The sequence below is a fragment of the Amazonocrinis nigriterrae CENA67 genome (assembly GCF_016056305.1).
Taxonomy (GTDB): Bacteria; Cyanobacteriota; Cyanobacteriia; order Cyanobacteriales; family Nostocaceae; genus Amazonocrinis; species Amazonocrinis nigriterrae.
On record NZ_JAECZC010000029.1, the window covers coordinates 22,232 to 39,896 of the forward strand.

The 17,665-nt window shown below is 41.3% G+C and carries 11 protein-coding genes and 1 pseudogene; 8 read left to right on the plus strand and 4 right to left on the minus strand.

Going from position 1 to position 17,665, the window contains the following annotated elements:
* Window positions 1-37: 37 nt before the first annotated feature.
* Genes I8748_RS16025 through I8748_RS16035 form a run of 3 tightly spaced genes read right to left on the minus strand, consistent with a single transcriptional unit; the run spans window position 38 to window position 2,783 of the window.
* Complete coding sequence (locus I8748_RS16025; RefSeq protein WP_198125577.1) at window positions 38-418, minus strand: hypothetical protein; 381 nt, start codon at window positions 416-418, stop codon at window positions 38-40.
* Window positions 419-433: 15 nt separating this feature from the next.
* Window positions 434-1,510 (minus strand): S8 family serine peptidase, encoded by a 1,077-nt coding sequence (locus tag I8748_RS16030; protein ID WP_225896437.1) that lies wholly within the window; start codon window positions 1,508-1,510, stop codon window positions 434-436.
* Window positions 1,470-2,783: an NACHT domain-containing protein gene (locus I8748_RS16035; protein ID WP_198125578.1), complete on the minus strand. Its 1,314-nt coding sequence runs from the start codon at window positions 2,781-2,783 to the stop codon at window positions 1,470-1,472. Before I8748_RS16035 ends, I8748_RS16030 begins: the two co-directional genes overlap by 41 nt.
* 874 nt (window positions 2,784-3,657) lie before the next feature.
* Between I8748_RS16035 and I8748_RS16040 the strand changes: the two genes are divergently transcribed.
* The 7 genes and pseudogenes from I8748_RS16040 (at window position 3,658) to I8748_RS16070 (ending at window position 17,079) form a co-directional block, all read left to right on the plus strand.
* A complete protein-coding gene (locus I8748_RS16040; protein WP_198125579.1) occupies window positions 3,658-8,223 on the plus strand; it encodes a type I polyketide synthase in 4,566 nt (1,521 codons plus the stop codon).
* A 163-nt stretch (window positions 8,224-8,386) separates the two neighbouring features.
* Window positions 8,387-9,502, plus strand: coding sequence for a phosphoserine transaminase (locus I8748_RS16045; RefSeq protein WP_198125580.1), 1,116 nt, complete (start codon window positions 8,387-8,389; stop codon window positions 9,500-9,502).
* Window positions 9,503-9,538: 36 nt separating this feature from the next.
* Window positions 9,539-11,668 (plus strand): AMP-binding protein, encoded by a 2,130-nt coding sequence (locus tag I8748_RS16050; protein ID WP_198125581.1) that lies wholly within the window; start codon window positions 9,539-9,541, stop codon window positions 11,666-11,668.
* Window positions 11,669-11,700: 32 nt separating this feature from the next.
* A complete protein-coding gene (locus tag I8748_RS16055) occupies window positions 11,701-12,969 on the plus strand; it encodes a cytochrome P450 (protein WP_318781230.1) in 1,269 nt (422 codons plus the stop codon).
* Window positions 12,970-13,011: 42 nt separating this feature from the next.
* Window positions 13,012-14,280, plus strand: a complete 1,269-nt coding sequence (locus I8748_RS16060) for a cytochrome P450 (RefSeq protein ID WP_198125582.1) — start codon at window positions 13,012-13,014, stop codon at window positions 14,278-14,280.
* Window positions 14,281-14,398: 118 nt separating this feature from the next.
* On the plus strand, window positions 14,399-14,824 hold the full coding sequence (locus I8748_RS16065) for a hypothetical protein (RefSeq protein ID WP_198125583.1): 426 nt from the start codon (window positions 14,399-14,401) through the stop codon (window positions 14,822-14,824).
* 97 nt (window positions 14,825-14,921) lie between these two features.
* Window positions 14,922-17,079: pseudogene (locus tag I8748_RS16070) on the plus strand (single-stranded-DNA-specific exonuclease RecJ).
* Window positions 17,080-17,145: 66 nt separating this feature from the next.
* Here the strand turns inward: I8748_RS16070 and psb30 are convergent.
* Window positions 17,146-17,289, minus strand: a complete 144-nt coding sequence (psb30, locus tag I8748_RS16075; RefSeq protein WP_096552583.1) for a photosystem II reaction center protein Ycf12/Psb30 — start codon at window positions 17,287-17,289, stop codon at window positions 17,146-17,148.
* 126 nt (window positions 17,290-17,415) lie between these two features.
* On the opposite strand from psb30, the gene I8748_RS16080 reads away from it, so the two are divergent.
* A partial coding sequence (locus tag I8748_RS16080) for a YkgJ family cysteine cluster protein (RefSeq protein WP_198125584.1) occupies window positions 17,416-17,665 on the plus strand: 250 nt, incomplete at its 3' end.

Sequence of the window (17,665 nt, forward strand, 5' to 3'; positions counted from 1 at the left end):
TTGCACCCCTACTTTCTTTGTACCAATCTACTTAAAATCAAAATGAATGTATTGGGTAAATAGATTGATCTTCAATTACAGCTTTAACCGCCTTAGATTCAGCCAAGGCATTAACACCAGCAACCGTAATTTCAATTAGAATAGAACCTAACAAATCAGCATGTTCGCTCAACTGTTGCCCATCAAATTTTTGGATAATTTCAACAATGTTTCCTAAAGCCTGTTCTGCTGACTCGCGCATCGCTTTGATTGCGGCTTGGCGCTCGTTACGCGATTGACGTTTGTTTGTCAAGTTTTCAGCATCTTGAACCTGAAGCAAGACAATGACGCGGACTTTTTGTTGAGGTTCAAGATTGCTTAACCGAGATGCAAACTCAGGACTAACCTTATTTGGATTGGGTGCATCGTGCTTATGCATCGTGCTTATCCCCAGTTATGTTTCAGTGAGCTTTTTCAATGCTTCAACAGGTTGAATTAAGCCATTTCCCCAGCGGTTACAAGGACGGAGTACAGAACCTTTTGGATGAGCAGCTGTTTCTTTCAGTACTGTTATTATATCAGTTGCAGGTGCGGTTGGGTTTGCTGCCATTAACAAAGCTGCAACACCTGCCACATGAGGAGTTGCCATCGAAGTACCATCCATAAAGTTGTACTCATAAGTACCGTCTTCGTCTGTGGTTGGAGGAATGGATGAGTAAATTTGAGTACCAGGGGCAACAATATCAGGCTTAGTCACCACTGGATTTGGTTGTCCAGGAAAAACAAGGCTGGCACCACTGCTAAAGAAGCTGACATCAACATTACTAGACTCAATCTTTTCCACTGCACCGACTGAGAAGGCATTATAAGCGTTACCAGGGGAACTACTATTACCGTGATTTTCGTTACCAATAGCAACCACAGGCAGAATGCCATACTGATTGAGCAAGATTTCTAGAATTTCGGCAAACAGAGGCTCATAATAATTGAAGCCTAGAGACATATTGATAATATCTGCCCCTTTTTCAATTGCCCAAGAAATTCCTTCCATTAAGGTTCGCAAGCTAGCATCGCCAATAAGTACACTTGCAACAAACAGATTTGCTTGGGGTGCAACACCGATAGAAATACCTTCTGGAGTTTCACCATCTGCGATCGTCCCACAAACGTGAGTCCCATGTTGCCCACAGTCAAAGGCTGGTTCTGACTTGATGCGTCGTCCCAAGGGGTCAATAACAATAAAATCTTTGACACGATCTTTGAGGGCTGAATGAGCAGCATAAACCCCTGTGTCAAGGACTGCAACGTTAATATCCTGACCTTTGGTTTTTTGCCAAAGTTGAGGAATTTCAAGTTGTTTTAAACCCCAAGTCAGTTTATCTTGCTTTTCTTGCTCAATCAGTGCTGAATATTCAATTTTTTGAGGTCGGATGAGGTGAATTTTTTGATTGGGAAGAACAGCGACCACATCAGGTTGTACTGCCAAAGCTTCAAGAGTTTTGCGAGTAACTTCGACAGTAGCTACACTCAACGAATTTTTGCTTGCGAAGTAGACCAGGAGGATAGCCTACAGGACGAGACGAAATCAAATAGTGACACTTTGGATATCTTGTGAACAAATCAAATAACCAAGGAATCAGGCATTTATCCCGTAGTTCTGGTTCTGCTTCATCCAAACCATCCAGCATAAACAAGACACGCCCTGCTTTCATTTGTCGCTCAATCCAACCATCTGGCATTAAATCAGCGCGGTCTTTACTGGCGGTTGCTTTTTCAATTAAGGCTGCACCTTTGGGTAAATTATGTAAATCGAGTTGCCGCACCCGCAGCAGCAGTGGAATAGCTTGCTCATCCCCCAAAATAAACTTTTCTTCAACTGAGGCTAGCTTGACTTGCAACCACTCGAAAAAAGTAGATTTACCTGCACCTGGCAAACCAACAATTACATTACGAGGTGAGCTTTTCACTTGCTCAAGGGCAGTAGGTGCTGGCTTATCCTCTGGTTTTTCTCCTTTTGTTGTTTGCTGGTAAATTTCATCACGGTTATTGCGCTCTCTATATAGTTGACGTGCTGCGGTTAAACTCATCAAAGATAGTGAAGCATCAGCTTCAGCACCATCTGCATCTTGAGAAAGTTTTTGCTCCACTACACGAGGCATGACAAATAACTCACGCAAATCCACATCTAAATTGGTGGTCATTCGTACTGTTCCCGCTTCAACCTTATGAAACCGTTGCAGCAAATAATCACGGTGTAGGATTTCATAACTTTCATCTGCTCCAGCCTGCCCTAACTTACCCTGAGCATCGATTTGATCACTAATTTCATTGAGTTTGTTAACTACTCTCCGGGGTAACTCAAAGGTGCTGGAGAAGTTCAGCTTTTGCCACTCTGCCATGACTGGCCCAACTTGCATTAACACCTGTACTACGGTGTAAAGTGCTAAACGATATACAGGGCCATATGTTTGTTGAACTGTCTGCGGACAAGGGAGACGACTAAGTATATTTTCAACAACTTCCTCAGTGGTAACGTTAGGATTGGCAATGTCCTCCAATTCCAGTAATTCATTTATTACCGCAAAGCCTCTGAGAATGTCCTCAACAGTTGCTTCACTCAATTTTTGATTAAGAAAGAAACGAGTTAAAGAGGACGATGCTGCATCTGCGGCATCCTCAACCTGATGAATGACAGGTTTCAGCCTTCTTAGCTCAGAGATTCGTCTACGAAAAGGCTCACAAAACAGGTGATCAAAAAGCTCACTATAAAATTTGAAAACCTGATTATCGATTGAAGACGACATACTGAGTTTTTATTTTATTTTGTTAATTTGGCTAAAAACTATTGTGATATCTCGCCGAGTCAGAGGTCATACAAGTAAGTATTGGGCGAATATAATGACACTGTGGGTCAATTCACGATTGGATAAACCACCACCCTTAAAACCTTGGTTTTGCGTTACTCTCGCTTCCTGCAATAAATTGCTTGCTCATAGCTAAAGTGCGTTTAAACGCAGTGAAATTCAAGATAACATACATTATGGCTGATGAGTTAAACCCCCTATCAATTCGCCAACAGTTTCACATATATCTCGAAACCCGACTTTGGCACACTGCGCGTGGAACTTCGTCCCAATTGGCGTTATCCAGGCGATCGCTCTACTCTAAGTCTAATTTTGGGTTTGAAAACACGCCCTAAGGGCGATGGAAAGATGAGAAAGCAAAATTACCCTCATCTTCCTCATTTTTACTCTTGTTATCCGAACCGTACTGCAACGGAGGAAACCTCACACCAGTTTGACGGCAGTTGCACTCAATGAAGGAACTTTTGCAACACACTGCCTCCTCAGCACTTTGCTATGTATTTGCTTACATAGTTAGGTCACTTATACATTTTTATATTAGTAGAATAAAGTCTGAATATTTTTAGTGGCAAAAGTAGAAAAAGTAATAAATGTGAGAAAATAAAAATATTTTCATGAAACATTGATTTATCTATGTGAGATGTTGTAAAATTATGCACAAAGAATATTTAATCGACTAAAATATTTCTATCTTTTGATAGTCAAATTATTGTTATAATGCCGTATTAATAAATATAAAAAATACTCATTTATACTTTTAATTTTATTGCCAGAGTTGAGATTTAATTCTCAGCTAATTTGAGGAGTAAAGACTATGAATATTGAACCCATTGCCATTATTGGGATTGGATGCCGTTTTCCAGGTGCAATCAATCCTGAAGCTTTTTGGCATCTACTCTGCAATCAAATTGACGCGATCGCACCCATTCCCACCGAACGTGAAAATCTACATTCTTGTTTTAACCCTGATGCTAGTTCATCACAGTCGCAACTCATACAAGGTGGTTTTTTAGAGCAGATCGATCAGTTTGATCCGCAGTTTTTTGGCATTGCTCCTCAAGAAGCTGTGAGCATAGACCCTCAACAAAGGCTGTTACTAGAGGTCACTTGGGAAGCCCTGGAAGATGCTTGTTTAGTCCCTCAAAAACTCTCAACAACTGCAACAGGAGTTTTTGTTGGTGTCTCTGGCTCCCATTATTATGAGTTACTTGCAGATACCCGCACAACAAATGGTTATGCCGTCACTGGTAACTTAACCAGTACCACTGCTAACCGTATTTCCTACTTACTTAACTTGACAGGGCCGAGTTTAGCAATTAACACCGCTTGTTCCTCTTCTTTAGTAGCCGTTCATTTAGCTTGTCAGAGTTTGCGTAACAGGGAATCTAGCCTAGCTTTAGCCGCAGGCGTTAACATCATGCTATTCCCTGAAATCACAACAAGCTTAAAAAATGCAGGAATGATCTCGGCTACAGGACGTTGCAGATCATTTGATGCTCAAGCCGATGGCTTTGTGCGAAGTGAGGGAGTTGGTGTTGTAGTCCTGAAGTTGCTGTCTCAAGCATTGACAGACTGTGATCCGATCTATGCAGTCATCCAGGGTAGTGCAATTAACCAAGATGGGCGCAGTAATGGGCTAGCTGCTCCTAATCTGCAAGCGCAACAGGCATTACTACGGCAAACATATCAAGATATAGGAATTTCACCCAGTTCAGTACAGTATGTTGAAGCACAAGGAACGGGAAGTTTATTAGGAGATGCCATTGAACTCAAAGCCCTGGCAACTGTTTTAGGAGAAAATCGTGCTGTTGGAGATAAATGTCGTGTTGGTTCCGTCAAAACCAACATTGGACACTTAGAAGCAACCAGTGGAATTGCTGGATTGATTAAAGTGGCGTTGTCCCTCAAGCATGGAAAAATTCCGCCGAATTTGCATTTTCAGCAGCCGAATCCGAATGTGGCATTAGATAAACTGCCATTGCAAGTGCAGCAAACCTTGGAGGCTTGGCCAAGCGATCGCCCAGCCGTTGCAGGTATAAGCGCCTTTGGCTTTGGCGGTACCAACGCTCATATAGTGATGTCAGCAGCACCCAATTTAGTTGTAGAGTCTTCTAGCATTGATCGTCCTTTACATCTGCTGATTCTATCTGCCAAAACTGAAACAGCATTGCTATCGCTAGCCCAGCGCTATCACGAATTTTTCGTTAATCATCCTCATGTATCAATTGCTAATGTTTGTTTTAGTGCTAATACTGGCAGAACCACATTTAACCATCGGCTAGCTGTGACTGGGAATTCTACAGCACAATTTGCAGAACGTTTACAGGCGTTTGCTGTATCTGGACAAGCTGCGGGGTTGGTGAGTGGTTTAGTCAAGCCAAAGAAAGTTCCAAAAATCGGATTTTTATTCACTGGCTTGATTCACGACAAACTAGAACTAGACCGCCAACTCTACGAAACTCAACCTGTATTTCGCCAAGTTATTGACCGCTGTAATGCGATCGCTCAGCCGTTGCTAGGAAAATCTCTTATTGATGTTCTTTATACCTCCACTACTGAAGAAACTGCCATCGATAGTATTAACAACTCCACGGCATTATTTGCGCTGCAAATAGCGCTTTGCGAGTTATGGAAATCTTGGGGAATTGAACCATCGGTTGTCATGGGAACAAGCCTGGGAGAGTCTGCCGCTGCCTATTTTGCTGGTATTTTGAGTCTGGAAGACGCCCTCAAGCTGTTAATTTTTGGGCAGCAGCAAGTCCAATCTCAAAGCCAGAAAGGGACGACAAGCGTCGTATTTGCAGATGAACAGCAAGTGGCAGCTGCAATTCAACCCTACGCTGACAAAGTTTTCATTGGTATCTTCGCCGAACCAGTACTGACGATTTCCGGTGAGCAACAGGCAGTTGATGCAGTTACAGATGCCTTGAAAGCACAAGGAATCAAAACAATTAAATCAAATCTACCCTATCCCTATCATTCCCCTCTGATGACATTGCTGGAGGTAGATTTTGCTCTTTGTTCGCCCAAAATTCCCATAATTTCTGGTGTCACAGGGCAACTGTCTCCTGATGCAATGACCAACATCGAGTATTGGCAGACTAACCTCCAACAACCCGTGAGGTTTTCCACAGGTATGCAAACCATGTATCAACAAGGAGTGACGGTATTTATCGAGATTGGGCCAAAGCCCAATCTATTGTCACAGGGTATTCGTTGTCTACCTGAAAGAGTTGGGGTTTGGCTTCCTAGCTTACGTCCTGGGCAATCCAGCACTCAGCAGATGTTGTCCAGTTTGGCACAACTTTATGTGTTAGGAGTACCTGTCAATTGGTTGGGATTGGATTGTGGGGATAATCGCGATCGCCTACGACTACCGACCTATCCTTTTGAGCGACAAAGCTATTGGTTTAGGAGTAGTCGTTCGTCTCAACCAAGCCATCTATCGCCACTACCTCAGCGTTCATTGATTTCTAGCTTACTTGACCGGGGAGATTCAGTAAAACAAATTGTTCAGCTTCTTGCCGAAACTGAATCATTTTCACAACAGGAGGTGCAACTCCTACCAAAACTCATCACCGCTTTAGTTCAACATCACCAGCAAGATGAACATGAATCTGTTTTGACCAGTCCAACCACAAATATAGAAATACCCATCGCTGAAGTTATTGCTCCTGAATCGAATATTGAGTTAAAGCGAGTACAACTTGCAACATCCCCAGAAACACAACAGCAACTGCTTGAAGAATATTTGACACAACAAATTGCTAAAGTGTTGGGATTAGTTCCATCCCAGCTAGATATGGAACAACCTCTGAATATTTTGGGGTTGGACTCGTTGATGTTAATTCAACTGGTAAACCGCATTAAAAAAGACTTTGCCGTAGAGTTGTCAATCGAGGCGTTATTTGAAAACATGACCTTGGTTGATCTGGCTCAACAATTACAGACCCAATTAGCGTTGTTTAAGAGCGCATCTAGTGGTGATTCTGTAATCATGACCAGCAAATCGCCTGTTGCTGTGCCTTTATCCTTTGCTCAGGAGTCATTTTACTCGCAAGTCAAACTAGACCCAAGTAATCCCTTTGCCAATCTACCCTTCACCCTACACTTTACCGGTGATCTCGATATTCCAACTTTAGAACGCAGTTTCAATGAGTTGGTGCATCGTCATGCTGCTTTGCGAACCACCTTTGATATTGCCGCAGAACAACCCACCCAAATCATTCATCCGACGATGAATCTACCATTGTCGGTGGTGGATTTGCGATCGCTCTTCCAACCAGACCAGCAAATGGTAGTACAACAGCTATCCGATCAAGAAGCTCAGCAACCATTTGATATTGCCAAAGGGCCACTTGTGCGAACCACACTGCTGAGGCTGTTGGAAAATCAACACATTCTGCTCATTACTATGCATCACCTGATTACAGATGGCACCTCTATGGTGATCTTTCTTCAGGAACTCGCAGCAGTCTACCAAGCATTTTCCCAAGGGAAACCCTCACCCCTTCCAGAATTACCGATGCAGTATGCAGACTTTGTTGTCTGGCAACGTCAGTGGCTACAAAAAGATGTACTGACAAAACTACAAAGCTACTGGCAGCAAAAACTTGCACCGCATTTGGTCGTTCCTGAAATCAAAACAGACCAGCCTCATCCTGCTATACCAAGATTGAAAGCAGCAATTTACCCCTTTCAAATATCTGAAGCATTATCAGCACAACTCAAAGCACTCAGCAAACAGGAAGGGTGTACTTTATTCATGCTTTTATTAGCAGCTTTACAGATATTAGTATGCAATTATACAGGTCAACAGAATTTTTGTATTGGCACTACCGTTGCTAATCGCAATCGAGCGGAGTTTGAATCCGTGATTGGTTGCTTTATTAACCAAATTCCAATTCAAGCGAATTTAGAAGACAATCCCACATTCCGACAGGTACTTTATCTTGTTCGCAAAACCACTTTAGAAGCACATGCTTACAGCGCTCTCCCCTTGAAACTGATTCTGGAAACTGTGCCTCTCTTAAAAACAGATAATGTTCATACCTTTCCTTTACCGATAGTGATGATTTTTCACAATGAAATTCCCTTGATGACCGAGAATATTAAACTTTCAGATTGTCTTTCTGTTCGGGGAGAAAATAGAAAATTCAGAGGAGCAAGGCGCGATTTAACTCTGCATCTGGGAGAAAGTCAAAAAAGCATCTGGGGAGAGATGGAATACGATGTTGATGTATTTTTTGAAAGTACAATCTGCACATTTCTGGATGATTGTATTGACTTACTTCAAGTCCTTGTAATTAATCCAGATATCCATTTATCAGAAATACAAGCAAGACATAAAAAAGTGACAATAAATCAATACATATTTTAATTGAAAGACAGCGTGTTTGGGAAAATACTTACTTCAGGAACAGAGAAAAATAGCTTTATGAATCTAAGACTGATATAGCTCAATTATAGAAATTAATAGCTATAAATTAAACAAGAATTACTTTCTAGCAACAATTACTAATTTCCAACCAACAAAATATCAAATGGATTTCCTAAATTTGAGCGATCGCAACAATCATTTCAACTTTTCTGGAGGCCCTGGAGCCTTACCTGAATCAGTGTTAAATGCTACTCAGGCGGCTATCAACAATGTGCCAGAAGTAGGCTTATCATTGCTAGGCATCAGTCATCGCTCCGAATGGTTACGCAATGTACTGGACGAGACTGAAGATCATTTACGCAATTTGCTCTCGATTCCCAAGAATTATCATGTTCTATTTTTACAAGGAGGTAGCAGTTTACAGTTTTCAATGATTCCCATGAATTTTTTACGTGGGAGCAGAAAAATTGCAGAGTATATTGTGTCTGGTTACTGGAGTATTAAATCTGTACCTGAAGCCAGAAAAGAAGGGCAAGTGCAGGTAGTGTGGGATGGAAGAGATAGTGGTTATAAACGATTGCCAAAAGCTGAGGAACTTGTAGTTTCATCAGATGCTGCTTATCTACATTATGTGTCGAACGAAACGGTAGAGGGACTACAATTTTCCTATTTGCCAGGCATATCAAATGTACCCTTAATTTGCGATATGTCTTCAGATTTTTTATCTCAATCGATACCAATTGAGCGTTACGCATTGATATATGCTCATGCACAAAAAAACCTAGGGCCAGCAGGTGTCACAGTGGTGTTAATTCGAGATGATCTTGTTGACACAATTCCGTCCGATCTACACACAATGTTAGATTACCGTACCCATATTCGAGGTAAGTCAATTTACAATACCCCGCCAGTATTTGCACTATATGTAGTCATGTTAGTGACTCGTTGGCTACGCAAAGATATTGGTGGACTAGCGGCAATGGCAGAGATTAACCAAGCCAAGGCAGACACTCTTTATAAAGTGCTTGATGAGAGTGGAGGGTTTTATCAAGGCCATGCTGTTCAGGAAAATCGCTCACTGATGAATGTTGCATTTCGGTTAACCGACCCTAATTTAGAGCCTTTATTTCTCAAAACCGCAGTAGAAAACGGATTTTATGGGTTAGATGGACACCGTTCAATTGGAGGTTTGCGAGCATCACTCTACAATGCAGTCACTCAATCTGGAGTAGAGGCTTTAGCTGCATTTATGCTTGATTTCCAACAACGCTACGGTTGATGACACAGATAGTAAACTATACACAATCGAATTAAAATGTATCACGATTTATTTTCAGCAGACTCTCCACAAGAAGCGACTTTAGTTAACCTGTTACGTTATAGAACGCTACAGCAACCTTATCAAATACCATATACCTTTTTGGTAGATGGAGAAACCCAAAAAGTTAGCTTCACCTATGAAAGATTAGACCAAAAAGCGCGCGCGATCGCAGCATTGCTGCAAAGCATGAAAGCTTTTAAACAAAGAGTCCTGCTTCTGTATCCGCCTGGACTGGAATTCATTGCTGCTTTTTTTGGAAGTTTATATGCAGGTGTAACTGTTGTACCTGTATATCCACCAAGAGGTAAACAGCGGATGACAAGATTGCAAGTTATTGCAAAAGATGCAGAGGCAACTTTTGCACTCACCACCTCATCTGTAATTACTAAATTGGGAGAAAGATTCAAAGAAGAACCAGAATTAGCAGCTTTGCAATGTATAGCAACTGATGAAATTCCCCACAATTTGGCAGATGATTGGTTTTTTCCTGAAATTACTAACAACTCACTGGCACTTCTCCAGTACACATCTGGTACTACAGGAAACCCAAAAGGGGTAATGATAAATCATGACAATTTACTCTATAATTCTGCTTTAATTTATCAGGCTTTTGAGCATACATCTAACAGTCGAGGTGTAATTTGGCTACCTCCCTACCACGATATGGGGCTGATTGGTGGAGTGTTACAACCTGTATATGGTAATTGCTCAGTTACGCTGATGTCGCCAGAATCTTTCTTACAAAAACCCTTTCGCTGGCTAAAAGCTATTTCCAACTATCAAGCAACTACTAGCGGTGGCCCTAATTTTGCTTATGACTTGTGTATTGACAAGATTACTCCTGAACAACGCCAACAGCTTGATTTGAGTAGTTGGGAATTGGCTTTCAATGGTGCTGAACCTGTAAGGGCGGAAACTATAGAGAAGTTTTCAGAAACCTTTGCAGATTGTGGCTTCAAAAGGAGTGCTTTTTACCCCTGCTATGGCATGGCGGAAACAACTTTAATTGTATCTGGTGGTTTGAAAAAAGAGCCGCCAGTGATTCGCTTTGTGCAAGAACAAGCTTTGAAACAGAATTTGATTGTCACCACTACCAGCAAGGAAGATAGTAAGGCAATTGTTGGTGTTGGTCATAGAAGTTTAGACCAAAAAATTGTTATTGTTCACCCAGAATTATTAACTGAATGTCTGGATGGAGAAATAGGAGAAATTTGGGTTACAGGGCCAAGCGTGGCTGTTGGCTACTGGGAAAAACTCGAAGAGACACAACAGATTTTCAATGCTCAATTACGAGACACAAAAGAAGGGTCATTTCTCCGCACTGGAGATTTAGGATTTTTGCTTGATGGCGAACTATTTGTCACAGGTCGCATCAAAGACATGATGATTATTCGAGGGCAAAATCATTATCCCCAGGATATTGAATTGACAGTTGAGAATAGCCATCCAGCACTACGAACAAATTGCGGCGCAGCATTTTCTGTAGAAATAGAAGGTGTTGAACAGCTAGTTATTGTCCAAGAAGTAGAGCGTACTTACTTACGTCAATTGGATGTTGATGAGGTAGTTAAATCTATTCGTCAAGCAGTATCAGAACAGCACCAATTACAAGTTTATGCCATTGCCTTGTTAAAGACAGCCAGTATTCCGAAAACTTCTAGTGGCAAGATTCAGCGCCATGCTTGTCGAGTTGGATTTCTCAATGGAAGTTTGGATGTTGTTGGCAATTGGACTGCAAATATTGAACAAATAGACTTACTACAACTTCAAGCAGAAGTAAAAGACCTTGGGGAACAAGTACAAAATTCAGATGTTAATCAATCTGAAGATAATCAAAAATATCTTCAGGCAAATTTGACAGAACAAGAAATCCAAACCTGGTTGATTTCTCATCTTGCCATGTACCTGAAAATACCTCCTGATGAGATAGATATTCAAGAGTTTTTTGCTGCATACGGTTTAGATTCAGCAGTAGCAGTCAGTCTGACAGGTGAATTAGCTCAATGGATTGGCTGTGAACTGGAAATTACTCTTTTCTGGGAGTATCCCAATATCGAAACACTAGCACAGTATTTAGCAGAGAAATCTCAATTATCACAAACAACTTCTCCAGTTGTTGTTTAAAAGCAAATTTACTCAATCAACAATTTACTAACGTGAGCAAAGAAATTATTAGTAATAATCAAACTACAACAATAGGGTCAACAAAAGCATTTAAATTTAATCTTTTTGACCCTCAAGTCCGCATTAATCCTTATCCAACTTATCATCACCTCCGCTCAGAATCTCCTGTACATCGATACTTTGTTGGGGGTGATTGGCTGGTTTCGCGCTATGTTGATGTGAAAGCAGTTTTGAGAAGTGGTTATGTTCGTAGTCAAGACAAACCAAAATCCATACAAGAAAGAAACCAATATCTGCAAGACAAGGGAAAAAATTTGAATACCCTTGCCCAAACTACCAGCAAATTTTTATTTTATATGGATCAGCCAGACCATACTAGATTACGTAATTTGGTAATGAAAGTTTTTTCTTCTGTAATTGTTGAGCGTATGCGTCCCCAGATTCAGGAGATTGTGAATGAATTGCTCGACAAAGTTCAGCATCAGGGAAGTATGGACATTATTGCCGATTTTGCCATTCCACTTCCTGTTACAGTGATTAGTAGGCTATTAGGAATACCGAAAGAAGATCAAGATCAGCTTAATCAATGGTCTAATGTCTTGGCTCGTATTTTGGACTCGCTAGTTTCACTAGAAGAATTTCAAGCCATGAATGAGGTTACAGAAGCGTTTAAGGAGTATTTACGCACTCTGATTGCCAAACGGGAAAAACAGCCACAAGCAGACTTGATTAGTGCTTTAATAGCAGTTAAAGAGCAGAGTGACAGGTTAAGTGAAGAGGAACTATTAGCAACTTGCATCATGTTATTTGCAACAGGTGAAGAAAGCACAGTAAATACCATTGGTAATGGAATGCTGGCATTATTAAATCATCCTGACCAAATAGAACAACTTAAAACAGAACCGACAAAGATCCAAACTGCGGTAGACGAAATACTTCGCTACGATAGCCCAGTTCAGACAACAACTCGCATTGCTACTGTTAACTTTGAAATAGGTAATCAAACAATTCAAGCAGGTGAAAAGGTAGTTCTTTGCTTAGGGGCTGCTAACCGAGATCCAGCCCAATTTCCAGATCCCGATCGCTTAGATATTAATCGAAATCCTAATCCCCATGTTGCTTTTGGTGATGGTATTCATTATTGCTTAGGGGCTGGGCTAGCACGTATTCAAGCGCAAATTGCAATTAACACACTTGTTCAAAAATTTCCTGATTTAAAGTTAGCTTCAAATCAACTAGAATGGCGGAAAAACGCTGTATTACGTGGCTTGAAGGCTCTTCCTGTAAGTTTTACTTGCTAAGTAATTTCTATCGATTTGAGGTATTTACAGGAGATATGTACAATGGAGCCGATCGCTAATACAAATAAAACCCAAAAATTAGGTATTCAAAAATCTATTAGATTCAACCCTTATGACCCAAAATTTCAGGCGAATCCCTATCCCTTCTACCACAACCTTCGCCTTGTTGAACCAATACATCAGAGCTTCACGGGTATGTGGGTCATAACTCGCTATGCTGATGCTAAGGCAGTTTTGCGCGACTCCCGCTTTTGTGTCAATAAAATGCAAAAAAATGTGAAACAAAAAAGCCATTCTCTAGAGCAACGAGATTTTAATACCCTTGCACAAGCCATTGACAAATGGTTAATATATTTAGACCCGCCTGAGCATACTAGGTTGCGAGGATTAATTAGTAAAGCCTTTTCTTCTACAAGCGTCAATTTTCTACGTCCCCAAATTCAAAAAATTACTGATGAATTGATTAGCAAAGTTCGGCACAAGGGCTTCATGGATATAATATCCGAATTTGCTTGCCCATTACCTTGCAATGTTATTGCTGCAATTCTGGGGATACCTGTTGAAGATTGGTTGCAGCTGTATCATTGGTCTGACAAACTGTCTAATATTTTAGATCCGCTCAGTTCTCTGGAAGACTATGAGCAGATGAATACAGTTGCACTGGAATTTACAAATTACTTTAAAAGCTTAATTGCACAACGCCAAAAAAGCCCGCAACAGGATTTGCTGAGTGCATTGATTACAGTTAAAGAGCAGAACAACAAACTCAGTGAAGACGAAATTATCTCCGTTTGTATGCTACTGTTCCTAACAGGTGAAGAAACCACAGTCAATCTGATAGGTAATGGTATGCTTGCTCTATTAAGTCACCCAGAGCAGATGCAACAGATTAAGACACAACCAATGCTTATTCAAAGTGCTGTGGAAGAAATCCTACGTTATGATAGCCCAATTCAAATTACTACACGAGTAGCAACTGAAGACATTGTTATAGATGATGTAACTGTTCGATGTGGTGAGAAAGTTTTGGTTGTTTTGGGAGCTGCAAATCGCGATCCTGCACAATTTCCTGAGCCAGATTGCTTTGATATTACACGAGTTAATAATAATCATTTAGCTTTTGCTGATGGTATTCATTATTGTTTGGGTGCAGCATTAACGCGGATTGAAGCTGAAATTGCTATTAATACACTTATTCAACAATTACCTGACCTGAAGCTATCACAAGATCAGCCTGAGTGGCGAAATAAAGTTGCTTTTCGCAGCCTCAAGGCTCTCCCCGTTACTTTCACGCCAGCAGTTCCAGTATAAATCAGCCCCCACATTCTAAGGGTGGAGATGCGTTACATTTGTAATTCGGGAAAATCTGCTGAGGCTTAACATCAACTCACTAGAGTAACATTTATGACTACTAGTGAGGCTGTGTATTATGTTTAAACTTCTGTCAGTTACTTTAATCGCCGCTACCGTTTTAGTAGTCTCAACCAATAACTCAAACATCAGTTTGGCTGGAACTTGTGCTTCTAAGTGTGGGCCAAAGCCAATTCAATTTACACCAGGGAAACATATCCGCATTCAAGTAGTAAATAAGACACCACATCTGATTCAACTGCAAAAACCCTCCGGTACTAACACTATTCCTTTGAAGGCGGGACAAGAATTACAGATGGAACAGATAGAGGGTACTGAGCCAAATACATCGCTGGTCTTCTGGAATGAAGACGGTTTTTCACTACAAGCTATTATCTCGAAACCCGACTTTGGCACACTGCGGGTAGAACTTCGTCCCAATTGGCGTTATCCAGGCGATCGCTCGTTATATATTATGGATGATGGTAAAGTGAACATATTTTAAAAGTTAGGAGTTAGGAGTTAAGAGTTAAGAGTTATGAAACAACTTTTTAATTCAAGACTCATAACTAAAAACTCCTAACTACAAACTCCTAACTTTGATGGTGCTAGATCAACCTGTATCTGAAATCTCCAAACCTCGTAGGCGCTTACCAAATCAACGCTGGCAAATTTACCCACAAAAAACAGAATTTGCTCAACATTTGGCAAATTTGACAAATCTTTCACCCATTGTCAGCCAGTTGTTGATTAATCGGGGTATAGAAACACCAGAACAAGCACAAGCATTTTTAAATCCAGAGTCTTTGAGCTTACCTTCGCCGTTAGAAGAATTCCCAGATTTGGCGCTGAGTGTGGAGTTGTTGCAAAATGCGATCGCTTGCCAAGATAAAATTGCTATCTGTGGTGACTATGATGCTGATGGCATGACTAGCACCGCTCTGTTATTGCGTAGTCTGCGGACTTTAGGTGCTAAGGTAGATTACGCTATCCCCAGTCGGATGCACGAAGGCTACGGTATTAACAAACGCATTGTTGAAGAATTCCACAGCGAAGGTGTAGGACTGATTTTAACTGTAGACAATGGTATTTCAGCATTTGAACCAATTGCCAGAGCTAGAGAACTTGGACTCAAAATAATTGTCACAGATCACCACGACATCCCCCAAAAATTACCCCCAGCTAACGCCATCCTCAACCCCAAACTGATAGCAGAATCCTCACCTTATCGCGGTGTTGCTGGTGTTGGTGTTGCATATATCTTGGCGGTGTCTTTAGCACAACAATTAGGAGAGACTAGAGGCTTAATCCAGCCGATGCTAGCACTGTTTACACTCGGAACCATCGCAGATTTAGCTCCTTTGACAGGTGTCAACCGCCGCTGGGTAAAACGCGGTTTAAAGCATTTACCTAAATCCAATTTAGCAGGTGTGCAAGCGTTAATTCAGGTAGCTGGCGTGCAGGCGAGGGAAGAGGAGCAGGGGAGCAGGGGAGCAGGGGAGTAATCCAAAATCTAAAATCCAAAATTCAAAATCGCTGAAGCCTGAGGATATCGGGTTTCGTCTGGGGCCGCGCATTAATGCTATTGGTCGGATTGGTAATCCTCAAACTGTGATTGAATTGCTGACTACGGATGATATTGGTGTTGCATTGGAAAGAGCAATGCAGTGTGAGATGACTAACGCTAGTCGTCAGCAAATGTGTGAGCAAATTGAACTTGAAGCGATCGCTTATGTAGAAACTGAATTTATTACCACTTTACAGCAAGACCGAGTGTTAGTTGTTGTCCAACCAAATTGGCATCACGGCGTTATTGGTATTGTCGCCTCGCGCTTGGTGGAACGCTACGGTGTGCCAGTGTTCATTGGCACTTATGAAGATGATCAACAGATTCGCGGTTCAGCACGAGGAATTCCTGAGTTTCATGTGTTTGCAGCTTTAGAATCTTGTCAGGACTTGCTCGGTAAATTCGGTGGACACAAAGCTGCTGGAGGATTTTCTTTACCAGCTGAGAATTTACCAGCTTTGCGATCGCGTTTGTGTGAATTTGCTAACCAATGTCTAGAACCCCAACACCTCAAGCCGCTACTGAAAATTGATGCTGAAGTTAATTTTGATCAAATTAATCAGCAACTTTATCAGCAACTAAATACTCTCCACCCCTGTGGTATCGACAACCCTGATCCAATATTCTGGACAACTAATGTGCAAGTTGTTGAACAACAAATTGTAGGTAAAGGACACATCAAGCTGACACTTAGCCAAATTATCAATGAACAACAGTATAAAATTAAAGCGATCGCCTGGCGTTGGCGCGACTATTTCCCCCTACCGCCGCAAGTGGATGTCGCTTACAAGCTGCGAGAAAATAACTTTAACGGTGAAACCACCATCGAGCTAGAGTTAATAGGTGTCAGACTGCCAAATAGCTATACCAAAGAGTCTATCCACCCAAAACTAATTTCTCAGTCTCACTTATTTTATGCTTCGCCATCTCAACCGTTAAGAACCAAATTTCAGTACAACCAACGGCAGTATACTTGTGGCATCTATCAAAACGCTTGTTTACCAGAACTCAGAATTAAAAATCCTGAAGGCAAAGTCTTAGTCATGCACCCAGGACGTACAATCGGTTTACTGGGTACTCATCGAGAAGACGCCATAGAGGTTAATATTTCCCAACCTCAATATGACAGTATTATCCAAGCTGCTATGCAGGCGTTATCAGTGCTAAGTGAGGAGTTAGGAGTTGGGAGTTAGGAGTTGGGAGTTTTTAATTAACTTCTTGCTCTTAACTCTGAACTTTTAACTCCTCACTCAGAACTCTTAGAGGTTGCCGTTGCGAAATGCCAGTACAAAGATTACCGCTGGGCCAGCAAGGACAATTAGTGCCACAGACAATAGTTGGAAAATTACTTCCCAGTTGATGCTGCTAAAAACGTTTAGAAATTCAAACAAGGCTAATAACATTGTCCTTTTTATCCTCCCAATTGCTTTAAAAATTGATAACTCAATTGCAAAACCCGCAATTGATCATATCCGGGGATCGGCTGTTACATTTAATTTACTTAACAAAATTATAGGAAAAAACATAAAATGGCAAACTGGCAATGTGTCAAGCAATGTGGAGCCTGCTGTCATCTTGACCCCGCAGAACGTCCAGATTTGGATGAGTATCTCTCACCAGTAGAATTAGAACAGTACCTCAGCATGGTAGGCGAAGACGGATGGTGCGTTAACTTCGACCATAGCAGCAGAGAATGCCGCATCTATCCAAATCGCCCGCGTTTCTGCCGTGTGGAATCAGAGACATTTCAGGATATGTACGGCATTGAGCCTGAAGAAC

Coding starts and splice junctions, on each gene's coding strand:
- I8748_RS16050 (WP_198125581.1), top strand. CDS start 9,539: ATGTATCACGATTTATTTTCAGCAGACTCTCCACAAGAAGCGACTTTA.
- I8748_RS16035 (WP_198125578.1), bottom strand. CDS start 2,783: ATGTCGTCTTCAATCGATAATCAGGTTTTCAAATTTTATAGTGAGCTT.
- I8748_RS16025 (WP_198125577.1), bottom strand. CDS start 418: ATGCATAAGCACGATGCACCCAATCCAAATAAGGTTAGTCCTGAGTTT.
- psb30 (WP_096552583.1), bottom strand. CDS start 17,289: ATGTTATTAGCCTTGTTTGAATTTCTAAACGTTTTTAGCAGCATCAAC.
- I8748_RS16060 (WP_198125582.1), top strand. CDS start 13,012: ATGGAGCCGATCGCTAATACAAATAAAACCCAAAAATTAGGTATTCAA.
- I8748_RS16040 (WP_198125579.1), top strand. CDS start 3,658: ATGAATATTGAACCCATTGCCATTATTGGGATTGGATGCCGTTTTCCA.
- I8748_RS16045 (WP_198125580.1), top strand. CDS start 8,387: ATGGATTTCCTAAATTTGAGCGATCGCAACAATCATTTCAACTTTTCT.
- I8748_RS16065 (WP_198125583.1), top strand. CDS start 14,399: ATGTTTAAACTTCTGTCAGTTACTTTAATCGCCGCTACCGTTTTAGTA.